The sequence below is a fragment of the Legionella pneumophila subsp. fraseri genome (assembly GCF_000586315.1).
Taxonomy (GTDB): domain Bacteria; phylum Pseudomonadota; class Gammaproteobacteria; order Legionellales; family Legionellaceae; genus Legionella; species Legionella pneumophila_B.
Window position 1 is genome coordinate 156596 of sequence record NZ_KK074228.1, and the last position, 12573, is coordinate 169168.

Genomic DNA, 12573 nt, shown 5'->3' on the forward strand with positions numbered 1-12573 from the left:
AGTGACTTATTGTTCTATCCAAGCTCTTAATTTTCCAGCAAATCGGCCTTGTCGGCGCAATGTCATTGATGCGATTGGGTCGATGCTTTTAATTAGGCGATACTCGCCCAATACCGCATGAATAGACCAACATTGTTCAATGATTGCAATGATTTCAAACAAATGCTTGGATGACTCTAACGACAGCCAGTTTTTAAAACAAGCTTCCTGTAATTGTCTATATTGATCACTTGGTAGTTTTAAGTGTTCTGTTGCCCGATATAAACAATTGACGAATGAGAAAAAAGGATGCGTAATAACCACTTCGCCTAAATCAATCAGCGTGGTTTGATAAGTGCTTGGATTCACCAAAATGTTTTTATCATGAAAATCGGCATGGCCAAATGTATCAGGCACTTTAAAACTGGCTAATTGTTCACAAAGAATTTGTAGTTTCTCATCCAAACATTTTAATTGTTTTAATTCTTCTTGGGTTAATCCGTCTCCAATCAACAACTCTTCTTCACTCATTAATTGGTGATAAAGTTTTGGCAATTGCTGCAGGCGCCAATCAGGGACACCTAAATCAAGAAACAGATTTATTTTATCTGCAGAATTTATTTGAAGCATTGTGTAATGATGCAGGGTATCAATTAAAAGATTGGGCTTAAATTCCTGTTTAAAAACATCATGCAAAGGGATGCCTGCATCTTGCATTAAAAAACAGTGAAGCTCCTGATTATGAGCCAAGATATGTGGAACAGGGGCATTGAATTGTTTCTGTAATAACCGAATCACGCTGATTTCTAATGACAATGCAGCAGGTACCTTTTTCAAATAAACCAATCCAAGATTCGTTTGAAAGCGACACACTTCTGACCAGGCTGTATTGAGAATTATTTCGGGTTTCGTGATTTCAAGTTGATACCCTAAATCGTTTAGGACACTAAGTGCCCATTCTATGTGAGGATTCTTCATGATAATTGCCTATGCTCCTCTATCACTTCATGAATCGTGCGCAATGCTCTTTTTGCTTCAAAATTCATATCAGTTTGTTGGTTAACAAGATACATCACCGCTTTCCATAAAGCCCATGCTCGTCCTCGTGCCCAAGTGTTTGGGGAAAGCTTCAGTGTTTCTAAAAAAATATTCCGACTTTTTCCTTTAAATAATGTCCAGGCAATAGCAAGATCGCAAGCAGGATCGCCGATTGCGAGTTGGCCAAAATCGATAACCGCACTTAATTTTCCTTGAGAAAGTAACAAATTGCCAACACTCACATCACCGTGAACCCACACTGGTGGATTTTGCCAAGAGGTGGATAGTGCTTTTTCCCAAATTTCCGTTGTGGCACGGGAGTCTATATTGCCCTGCAAGTGTTCTATGGCTTTGCGTGTCTCTGAATCATAAACTGCTAAATCACCACCGCGATAAAAACTCTGGGGACCCGCAAGAGGTCCACCCATTGAATTGATGCTTTGGAGTGCCTTAAGAAATAGAGCTAAATCATGTGCAAACTCAGACAAATCATTAATGGGGGTAGCCGCTGCCGTTTCTCCAGGAAGCCAACGATTAATGGACCACTTCCAAGGATACAGTTCATTGGGTTTTCCCATCACAAGAGGTGCTGGTATGGGAAGAGGAAGTTGTGGGGCTAGTTTTGGTAACCATGTTTGCTCTTTTTCTACTTGTCCTGCGTATTCGGCGCTACTTGGCATGCGAATGAGCATTTCAGTACCTAAATGAAAGGTTCTATTGTCCCAACCACTATTTTTCACCGCTTGAATAGGTAGATGACTCCACTGTGGAAATTGTTGAGCAATGAGCTCGCGCACTAAGCTTTCAGTAATATTCATTTTTTCATTGGATTTTGTATCCGGCATAGTTGTACCATAAAATCGATATTCTACTTCATCAAGCAACTTACCTGATTCACTTTTTTTGATGTATTGATCTTCAATGATACCACCCATTTTTTCGGCCACTTTGCGACTTTGAATGTTCTGTCTTACAACTGGATATTTTAGATAATCATAAACCAGATTAGTTTCAGCCCAGGTTTTTAATAGATTCATTGCTTCAAAACCATAGTGAAATCCATGTGCACTTTTCTTTAGCCAAATGCCTAATTCGGGTGTGCTCGTATTCGCTTGGTGAAGGCAAGCATATCCTAAAAAATCTTGGTTCGCTTTGTTTATGATGACTAATGCGATTTCAGTACCTATCTGCATTTTGATTTGCTGTTCGGAAATATGTTGGTTAATTTCTTCTTGTGTTTTCGGAGCACTTGGCCACATATGCTCTGTAATTTCAGCTGTAAATTCTTTACATAAATCTTCTGCATATTTTAGTGAAACAGGTATTAACTGAAGTCGTTCGGATTTTAAGGTGAGGTGCAGATAGTTAGGCATAGAATACTTACTCGTAGAAATTGTTATCAATGTTTTGTTTATTATATTAGCAATGAGTATCTTCTAAAGCGAATGCTTGTAAGAGAAAAACATTGCTATTTTTCCAAAAATTCATTTCTCTGTTAGATAAAGCTAATAATCCTGTACTCGTGTACTTACGTAGTTCTACGTATTGATGCAATTTATGGGCTATTTGTATAATTATTGCATCATTTGGATTTAGGAGATAGTAAGAATGAAGCAACCTCAACGAATTTTTATTGTTGGTCATCATGGTGCTGGTAAAGGATTATTAGCAAAGTCCGTGGCCCAATCATTAGGGTGGCAATTTGTCGATGCCGATTTGGGATTAGAACCTCATGTTGGACGTCATTTGTCTGAAATACTCGGGGGTCCCGGGAGTGATGCTTTTTATGGATGTCAGTTCGATATATTAACTTTCCTTTGTACCCAAGAGTACATTGTCGTGGCAACTGATTCTAGCGTTGTTTTGTCTTTAAAAAATCGTCAATTATTGCGAGATGAAATGACCGTATTTTTGGATGTGAGTACTCCAGTTCAAATCGATCGTACTTCACGCAATGCAGCAAATTTGTTGCCTATACCAAGTTTGTGCAATTTTTTTGATCAATTACATGATGAGCGAGATAATTTATACAAAGAGGTGGCTATACTGACTATTCATGGTGATGATGGCAAATTAGAAGAGCATACGCGTTGTATTGTGAAGGCTATTTTTGGAAATGAAAAAATGCTGCCCCAAAAAAACCTAAAGTCAATGTTGGAGAAAAAAGATTTCACCTTATACCATAAAGAATTCCACACGAAAGTTGAGTTATCTGAACAACAAGCCATATACCTCAAATTGCTTGCACAAGGAAAAACAGCTAAAGAAATTGCACGTGAAACCCATGTTTCTTATAGGACAGTCGAGGGAATGATTGCTAAATTGATGGAATCCTTAGGATGTTCCTCGAGTAAAGAATTAATTGCTTTATATCATGAACAACCATGAAATTAGGCAAAACTCTAAATAGGAATATTAAACCATGATAAAATGCGATGAGCTTACTGGTGATGAGACACTAGCTCGGTCGGATCGGTAAAATAATACCGATCCGTCTTTGGTTTCTAAGACCTTAAGAGATTTTTAAGCCAATCCTTTGCTTCTGGACTGACCTTATCATCATTTAAAGCGATTTCATAAACGGCATACTTCCGTGAAGTTTCTTCGCCATACATATCATCCAGCGCTTCATTCCAAAGTGTTAACACGGTAGAAGAAGATTTTTTTCCTACTTGCTCAAGAATGCCATAAAGCCTATCTTTCCAATAAGCATCTAAAGCTTTCTCTAACCATGCCATGATCTCCGGGGTTAAACCAATGTCATCAAGACCTTTTCCTTCCCCAAACCCTTTTTCCCATTTTTTGGTTCTTAGATGGGCATATTTTTTACCGTATATTCCATTAACCCACTCCATGTATTTCTTTCCTAATTGAATACCGATAGTTGAGTTGGGATCTTGTTTCAGGTTTTGTTTTAGCTCATCCAATAATTGATGCCATTGTTTTTCAAACGCCGCCTTTTGATCAGGACTTGCATTGGCTTTCATTTCCTTTTCAAACTCTACGTACTGCTTTAATTCATCCGGCGTGAATATTTCCTTTACCCAGCCATGTTCAAGATGTTCTGTCATTTGATATACCTCTATAAGTTGAATAATAGTTTCCCACGGAATGGATTGATTATTGTCAACAGAATCAATAATGCTTCGCAAAGTTTTAGCTCCCGCAGCCAAAGCGGCTGCTTTTTGTTCTAACACCTGCGCTTGGCTGTTAAAATGTTTGAGCGCACTACTTTCCTCAGTGAGTAAGGTTTTGATCTGTGACAACTCAAAACCAAAAAACTTTAAAGCAATAATCTGCTGCAATTTCAATAAATCCTTCTCAGAGTAAACACGATACCCATTGGCTAGTCGCAATGAAGGCGTAAGTAAACCGATGCGGTCATAGTGATGCAGTGTTTGAACCGAAACACCGGTTAATTTGCTTAAGTCTTTTACGAACCATTGAGTCATCGTGTTCCCTCCTTAAATACAAAGGTAAGGTATATAGCAACAATAGGGTCAAGCGTTTTTTTACACTTTTAGGTAAATTATTATTCCAACTCATTAATCAGGTATATAAAAATACAATGCTTTTCTTCATAACAACCCAACATCATTTCAATTCATACCGATATAGGTGCGGCAAGACATACCGCACCTATAAGCTGCTCATCGATTTGCACTATCCAGACTATTTATCGCTACGTTACGGAATACAGGAGCCGCGAGTTCTCCACCTGCAGTCAAAGTCTTGCCATTTTTGTTTAAATAACCCTCTTCAATGACGACTAACATGACATAACGTGGAGCATTAGCTGGCACGTATCCAGCAAACAGGGCAAGGTGTTTTCCCTTAGCAAAATTAATATTTTCTGCGACTGTTCCTGTTTTACCAGCCACAGCAATACCAGGAATAACAGCGAGTTTTCCAGTACCATTCGTCACAGCATTCTCAAGCATATGAGTTACTGAATCTGAGGTTGTTTCAGAAATAACAGGAGTACCTCTTCCGTCAAATCGGCGTCCTTTATTTGCAAGAATGGCATAAGACTTTGTTAAAGATTCAATGGTGACCGGTACATTCTCACCAACTGAAGCCATTGCAAGCTGTAAGTTTTCATTTTGATTTGTTTGCCACCAGGTATTCATGTCAAGACCAAATTCAGCCAGTGTTTTACGAATTACAGGTGCTCCAGTCTCTTGAGAGACCTTAATAAGGCATACATTATTTGATTTTGCGATAACCTCTTTTAGGGAAGCGGAACCAACATTCGGATTGAGATCTGTAAATGTTTTTCCCTCTATGTGATAAGGTGAATGACAATCATAGGTCTTTGTTTCAGAGCTATGACCCGAATCGATTGCTGCTGCTGCAATAAAAGGTTTTATCGTAGAGCCAGGTGAAAAAATACGTGACTTCCAACTGTTCTGTTTATGCTTACTTGATTCAGCAAATGCTATAATATTTCCAGTGCTTGGATCAGCTATTGCAATAACCCCCGATTTCGCGTGATACTGTTTGACGGCCGTTGTAATTTCTTTCTCAGCAATCTGTTGCATTTTAGGATCTAAATGGGTCATATCGACTTCTTTTGCCTTAGAACTGGCCAAAGATCCTACTGCTGAATAAGCAACACAGATTGGTGCTAAGATAGAAAACCCCGCAAATGCTATCCCTAACAACAAGGGCTTAGATGCATTGAGTGGATAAGTTGATAACATTGAAATTCTCCTGATGATAAAAGTACAGTCTTCGTTTTGTTTGCCCAAAGCCATACCCACCGTGCATGCAAATTCTCGGCTAGATGACAAAGAACATTGAGATACTGTCTGTACAACATCAAACAGACAGCGGCCATAGTCATGTGCCGAAATTTTTGGATGGCCAACCAATACTTCATCACATGAAAATTCTTGTAATTCGCTTAAAACGTTACGCCATCGAGTAACACCTAGGTTCCCAAAGAAGATGATGTGCAAGACTTCAATAAAATAGGCCCATAAGCAATCCCCATTACGGTGGTGTTGCCCCTCATGAGCAATCGCAATCTTCACATTCTTGGAAGAAGAAAATAACGATACTGGCAATAGGATATAAGCTTTGTTAAAGAAATATACTGAGAAAGGAATATGGCAGCGATGAGACACTTTAATAATAAGCTTGCCCGAAGTTCGATAAGGAATTGCTTCAGTTAACATCAATCTTAAATTACCTAAACCCTTCAATACTCGATAAACACGAAATAAAATCAATAAACCAAACATCACATAAAACAATTGGCAATAACTCATGCTGCTAATTGTTAACGCAGGTAATGATTCGGGAGTAAATACTAATGATTCTGTCTTTAAGATAGGTTGGTTAACATACTCTTGCAGAGCATCAAGTGATACATAGTGAAGCCGTTCTGGTTTTTCACGATGACTAATACAATGAACCACTAATGGAGAAATCACACAACTGACTAATAAAAGACGCGCTAATTTAAGTTTAAAAGAAGGTTGTTTCGCAAGCCAAGGCCTGCCGACCAGCCATGAGCTTATCAAGAGTAAACAATGGATACTCAATAAAATTTCTAGGAATAACATTAGAGCACCTCTACTTTTTTGTCAGTAGCGGTTAATTGTTTAAGCGCTTCCTCTATTGCTTGAATATCATCGTGTTCTAATTTTTTAGCCATCAAGAGTCTTTGGACAAGCGCTACCGGCTCACCATCAAAAACATTGGCAACCATATGATCAATACACGTACTTTCATAGTCAGACTTTGTAACAATAGGTACAAAAACATGAGCATAAGAATTTTTTTGACATTCAAGAAATCCTTTTTGTTCAAGCACTTTTACTACTGTTGCCACTGTCGTGTAAGCTAAAGGCCTTTCTTTAGACAAATGTGAAACAACCTCTTTGATTGTTACTTTATTAAGACCCCAAATGATATTCATTAATTCAAGCTCTACCTCTGTAAGGAGGCGATCATGGGCAAAAGTCTGCGACCCTTTTTTTGTGGACATTTTTTCTCCAGAAACTAGATAGAATATACCCTACTATTTTTTTAGTAGATCCTACTATAAAAATAGTAGGATTGAAATAGTTATGGAAAAAATGGTTTTTGGGAGTTTCTCGGATAATTAGCTTGGAGCTACAAAAATAGTCCCATCTGAAAAGATTAATCCATCAAAGGTTTTGGTTTGCATAGAGGGCCTATATGCAAACTACCGGAATTCCCGACAACTTATTAATTAACCCAAAAACAAAAATGGATATCTGTTGGGACTTGGTATCTCATATTGTGTAAAGGTGTTTACTCCGTCCATGTTATCCATCAACAATAATATTATTTTACTCGTTCTATAATAAATCGCGCACGTGTTGAAGGTGATACACATGGTACATCTATAAGTAAATAACCATATTCTTTATAAATCTTCTGAATTTCGATCCCGAACTCCTTTGCTGCTTCATATGACATAATTCTTTCATCATCGGTAGTATATATCTCTTCCCATGCTGGAAAGATAAAAACATTCGTTTCGTATCTATATAATTTCGAAGCTTGTTGAGCTGGTAAATAATCCAGATTAAATAATCGAGCATAAGCAATAATGTCAGGCATGCCCCTGTCGTAAATAACAACCCTATCAAGATTTTGCATTTGTTTATATTGATACATAGCACGCGACAATAGTAATTGTGTAAAGAACTTAGGATTTTTTTCCGGTACACCCTCGTCTCCAATGCTACGTTGTTCTGCTAATATTTGTCTTGCTGGCTCCTCAATTACGCAGAACCCTTCTGCTTGCAGCAATTTTAATACGGTAGATTTTCCACTACCCATTGCTCCTGTAATAACAAATCTTTTAGTCATCCTCACCTCTCATTGCAATTTCTTTGTAAACCACAGAATTAAATCATCATCCAGTGGGTAGATATTGCCAGGAACTGCTGATTCATAGTTATAGGTAGCACCAAGACCATCAGGTAGGTAACCTGAGCGCACATAAAGTCTTTGTGCAGAGCCATATCCCCCATCAGACCCCCCGTATAAACCAACTCCAATACCAACAACATTAGATTGAGTGGCAGCCTTCTTTTCTGCTACCTGAAGCAGACGTCCCCCTATACCGCACTTGCGAAAAGAAGGAAGCACGTTTAAGTCCATGATTTCTGGTATGTTTCTATTAGCAAATGGTTTGTATTGAGATATCCATTTAAGTGTTATGTATCCTGCTAATTGATCATTGCTATAGGCCAACCAAATGAAACGTTCTGACTTTTGTTGTTCCTGATAATAGGCCTCAAACAGAGACGCTGGTTTTAACCAATTGACTTTCTGAAAAGCATCAACAATTGCTGGAATATCAGATTTATCCAATGCCTTTATGGATATATTCTTAACACCTAGAACTGAATTCGTTATATCAAGATTTTTTTCCATATAAACCATGGTCCACTCATAACCCTGCGGTTTTAAATTGATTAGAGGTGAAAATCCGACGGATTGATAAAAATGATAAGTCTTTAGATAGTTTTCATCCGACTCTGATGGGCTCAGAGTTTCAACGGTTATCGTCTTTGCGCTACTTTGTTTTGCAAAATGACAGGCAACTTCAATCAATTGATGTCCAACACCTTGACCTTGGAAATCACGTAAAACGGCCATCCAATAAATATTGGCATTATTAGGGTAAGGAAAATCAATAGAAATAAGGCCCAGATAATTATCATTCTTTTTCGCTGCAAAACTGGTACGTGCTTTCACTCCTTCAGCATAGTGCTCGTTTGCTTCTGGTAAACCAAAGTATTCAGGTAAATCCGCTGTTATTTTTCGACACAACGATTGAGCTAATTCCCCCGTTATTTTTTCTATTTGGATCATAGTATTTTCCCCACAGCAGTGTCCCTAGAATCACTTTCATAGCCATCTGGATCATCAAATGGCATATCGATATAACCATTATTTCTATAAAACTTTAGCGCATCAGGTGACGACTCGACATGCAAACTTTGATATCCCTGATTCTTGAGCCATTTTTCACATAATGCCAAAAATTGGCTACCGTATTGATGGTTTCTTTTGAACTCATCAATAACAATGATACGCAGGGCAGCTCGCTCTTTGGGCCATAATTGCAGATGAGCATAACCAATTATTTCGCTCCCTTGATATAGAACAAAATGAACATGAGCATCATGCTCAAAAGTCCAAGTATAAGGATCAGAAAGTCCTGCTTTGTCAAAAAAATAAAATTGTCTCAAGTGGCGTGCCGTATTCCATTCGCGCATTGTTAATGTCTTAACTATCCTTAACCCATTAAAACCTGCTTTTTTATCAATTGTTGCAATAAAGTCTTCTTTACCCAAGCAATAAGCAGTGATGTCATCAGGATATTGGAGTGCCAAATCCTGTTTTAAACAAGCATAAGCATCTCTATCCTCTGGGTGGGTTCTCATCCAGTCCCGAAATTTTAAATGCCGTTCGATTTCAGGATTTCCGAGCTCAAAAACATGAGCCTGATGCGTTCTTTGATTGCCTCCTTTTTGGAAGTAGCGGCGAAAAGGCATACCATATTCGCCCTTTGCTTCATAGCCAAGTGCCCGCATGGAAGCATTAGAACTATCTACCTTGGTAATATCCAAAACAACAGGAAGCATATCGATTACCGGTTTTGCTCTCAAGCCTGCAACGGATGTTGAACCAATGTGATGAATCTCAATGCAATTATCACCTAATGCTTTTTTAATCACTTCAGCTTCCTGCACGAACTGCATAGGCCAACCGGCATCATAAGGCACCACTTCGATGAGTCGTTGTTCTTGTTTGCTTGACATGATTTGTTCTCCATCCTGAATATGCTGAATCATTTCATCAACAAATGCAGTGACTTCTTGATACGTTTCTTTAATAACGTCATGGCCCGCATCACTTAGCCCAGCTTTTGTCAGTGCTCTTTGAATCAAAACTTGCCATTTTGGAAATTGGGTTGTAGCCCAAGTTCCTGCGTGTAATTTAGAACCCTGTTCATGGTGGTAGATAACATACATAGCTCTGCATAGGGTTAATACGGCATAATATTGATACCCTAGAGACTTCTTTGTATGGACAACCCATTCTTGCCACGCAATAGCTTGTTTTTTGACATGTGCTACAAACTCACTGTTTGAGACAGAGGCAATAATTGACTCAAGCTTTGGACCATAAAGAATTAAGCTTTTGTTTTGCAGCAAATAGTAATTAATGAGCCAATCCGTACCAGCATTTTTGATGTTAAACGGCTCGCCCGGACTAATGACAGCAATCTTACCAATGTCTGTTTTAAAATGTTGCAACATCTTATAAGAAGCATAAGCTACTTCAATCCGGTCATTCCAAACTGGAAAATGTTTAACGAGCTCATTATGTAAGTTATCCAGAGCTTCAAATTCTTGTGGAGTTATTTCTTGGTTCAATGCCACAAAGACATCAATGTCGCTAGTCGTTTCATCAAAGTCACCCCAAACAAAGGAACCATACACATAAACGCCAAGCAAATTTTCTTTTAAAATCGATTGCAATCCAGATAGGAGCTCAGTCAATAAACGATTCTCTGTCGAAAACTTAGGATGTAATTTATTCATCAACCACTCCATTCTCTAGTGATTCCCCACTCTCTTCATTCTGTTTATCTGGCAAAAAGTCACCCACCTGGGCATCCCATAAGGTTTTATACAAACCACCTTCCTTGAGCAATTCGCTGTGCGTGCCATCTTCAATAATATGCCCTTTATCAAATACTAAAATTCGATCCATATGCAGAAGAGTAGACAAGCGATGAGCAATAACGAGGGTTGTTTTTCCTTGCATCAACTCCCAGAGACTATCTTGAATATTCGCTTCTGTTATGGAATCCAGTTGGGAGGTCGCCTCATCCAGCATTAAAATCGGAGCATTTTTTAATATGGCTCGGGCAATCGCAATGCGTTGACGCTGACCGCCCGAAAGCTTAACCCCACGTTCCCCCACCAGGGCTTCATAGCCTTCTGGCAAAAGGCTAATGAATTCATGAGCGTGTGCTTTTTGTGCCGCTGCAATCACTTCTTCATCCGTAGCATTTGTCCTGCCATAGCGTATGTTATCCATTAGGCTTCGATGAAAGAGCGTTGGATCTTGTGGAATCATGGCAATGGCTAGCCTAAGACTCTCTTGAGTGACGGACTGAATATCTTGACCATCGATAAGAATTTGACCATCCACCACATCATAAAGTCTTAAAATCAGATTCACAAAGGTTGATTTGCCACTACCGGAATAGCCCACCAAACCTACTTTTTGACCTGCGGAAATTGTCACTGACTTATTTTGAAAAAGAGAATAGGCGCCTTGATAATGAAATTTCACTTTGGAAAACTCAATATGGCCATGAGTGACAACTAATTGTGATGCCTTGTTTTTATCCTTGATGTCATGCGGTATGACTAAGGACTTCAAACTCTGCTTACATTTACCAAGGGCTTGGTTAAATTGATCTACCTGGTACATGGTGTACCACATCATATGACCCAACTCCATGGAGAGCCCGAGAATCAAAGCAAAATCACCAATGCTAATAAGACCCTTGCCATACAAATGGATTAAAGTAAACGCAGCACAACCCATCATCACAGCAATCATGCCGCCTTGTGCACAGCATAACAAAACAATAAATAACTCTTTTCTTTGAAACGCTTGTTGCACTAATCGAAAATAGCCGTTCATCCGGCTTACTTCATACGTCTTTTGAGAAAAAATACGGACATTCGATTGATTACCTAGAGCATCAACCAGCTGACCAGAAAGCTGGGATTCACTGCTTGCATGATCATCCGACAAATGGACCAATCGTCTAGACATCCAAATGCTAAACGAAGCAAAGGCAATGAACCAGAGTAACAAAATATAAAAGAACAGGACATTGACGTAATATGCCATAATAAATGAAACAATCAGCAAAGAAGCTCCGCGAATAAAGTCCACAGACACCCGATGAAGAATAATTTCCAGATTATCGGCAAGTGTTGTAATTTGATCGGAAATACGTCCAGATAAATTATCCTGAAAAAATTGATGGGAAGATCCCAACACATACTCAAAGGTTTGGCTAATAATTTGATTTTTGATGACCGCTTCATATTTATAGTTCAAAAACCCGAGCGTTCGCCAGGTTATATTGTCAAAAACGATAAAGTTCAACACCAACAATCCGGCTATCCAATACAGAGAGGACATATCCATGCTGGTCTTCGAGGCCAAAGTATTAATGAAGGATTTAACCAATAAACTATTAAATGGCCCCCAAAATCCAGCTAACATGGCAAGCAGGATAAACACAACAACTGTGGCTCGATACGGTTTTAAAAAATGCCAGATAAAGAAGCCTAGATGATTTGGCAAACGATGTGCTTCAAAACTGGTTTTATGAGGATGAATAAGACTTATGTCTTTAAATTGAATCGGTTCATGGTTCATAATTTACTCTTAAGCATGTCTGTTAGGACAGTAAAAAAAGTCAAAAATGACTTTGTTCGCTTTGCCCTATAGATTGGGCGTACTTAAGAT

10 protein-coding genes are annotated in these 12573 nt (G+C 38.7%); 1 reads left to right on the forward strand and 9 read right to left on the reverse strand.

Features of this window, described 5'->3' with window-relative positions; all coding sequences use genetic code 11:
• Positions 1 to 6 precede the first annotated feature (6 nt).
• Together CC34_RS0115230 and CC34_RS1000000116780 are read right to left on the reverse strand one after the other, a co-directional pair.
• Positions 7 to 957 carry a phosphotransferase gene (locus tag CC34_RS0115230; RefSeq protein ID WP_028379681.1) on the reverse strand — a complete coding sequence of 317 codons (951 nt, stop codon included), beginning with the start codon at positions 955 to 957 and terminating at the stop codon, positions 7 to 9.
• Positions 954 to 2390, reverse strand: a complete 1437-nt coding sequence (locus CC34_RS1000000116780; protein ID WP_050598243.1) for a GNAT family N-acetyltransferase — start codon at positions 2388 to 2390, stop codon at positions 954 to 956. Before CC34_RS1000000116780 ends, CC34_RS0115230 begins: the two co-directional genes overlap by 4 nt.
• A gap of 235 nt (positions 2391 to 2625) precedes the next feature.
• Here CC34_RS1000000116780 and CC34_RS0115240 point away from each other — a divergent pair, with 235 nt between their 5' ends.
• Positions 2626 to 3405 (forward strand): shikimate kinase, encoded by a 780-nt coding sequence (locus CC34_RS0115240; RefSeq protein WP_028379683.1) that lies wholly within the window; start codon positions 2626 to 2628, stop codon positions 3403 to 3405.
• Positions 3406 to 3521: 116 nt separating this feature from the next.
• On the opposite strand, the gene CC34_RS0115245 is transcribed toward CC34_RS0115240, so the two are convergent.
• The 7 genes from CC34_RS0115245 to CC34_RS0115280 all read right to left on the reverse strand — a co-directional run bounded on the left by CC34_RS0115245 (position 3522) and on the right by CC34_RS0115280 (position 12483).
• Positions 3522 to 4469, reverse strand: coding sequence for a MerR family transcriptional regulator (locus CC34_RS0115245; protein ID WP_028379684.1), 948 nt, complete (start codon positions 4467 to 4469; stop codon positions 3522 to 3524).
• A gap of 198 nt (positions 4470 to 4667) precedes the next feature.
• On the reverse strand, positions 4668 to 6587 hold the full coding sequence (locus CC34_RS0115250; RefSeq protein WP_028379685.1) for a M56 family metallopeptidase: 1920 nt from the start codon (positions 6585 to 6587) through the stop codon (positions 4668 to 4670).
• A complete protein-coding gene (locus CC34_RS0115255) occupies positions 6587 to 7012 on the reverse strand; it encodes a BlaI/MecI/CopY family transcriptional regulator (RefSeq protein ID WP_028379686.1) in 426 nt (141 codons plus the stop codon). The genes CC34_RS0115250 and CC34_RS0115255 overlap by 1 nt, the downstream gene beginning before the upstream one ends.
• 323 nt (positions 7013 to 7335) lie before the next feature.
• Complete coding sequence (locus CC34_RS0115260) at positions 7336 to 7866, reverse strand: AAA family ATPase (protein WP_028379687.1); 531 nt, start codon at positions 7864 to 7866, stop codon at positions 7336 to 7338.
• 9 nt (positions 7867 to 7875) lie between these two features.
• Entirely contained in the window at positions 7876 to 8877 is a 1002-nt protein-coding gene (locus CC34_RS0115265) for a GNAT family N-acetyltransferase (RefSeq protein ID WP_028379688.1), read from the reverse strand.
• Positions 8874 to 10616 carry a GNAT family N-acetyltransferase gene (locus CC34_RS1000000117650; RefSeq protein WP_231957896.1) on the reverse strand — a complete coding sequence of 581 codons (1743 nt, stop codon included), beginning with the start codon at positions 10614 to 10616 and terminating at the stop codon, positions 8874 to 8876. Before CC34_RS1000000117650 ends, CC34_RS0115265 begins: the two co-directional genes overlap by 4 nt.
• Entirely contained in the window at positions 10609 to 12483 is a 1875-nt protein-coding gene (locus CC34_RS0115280) for an ABC transporter ATP-binding protein (protein ID WP_080274265.1), read from the reverse strand. Before CC34_RS0115280 ends, CC34_RS1000000117650 begins: the two co-directional genes overlap by 8 nt.
• Positions 12484 to 12573 lie beyond the last annotated feature (90 nt).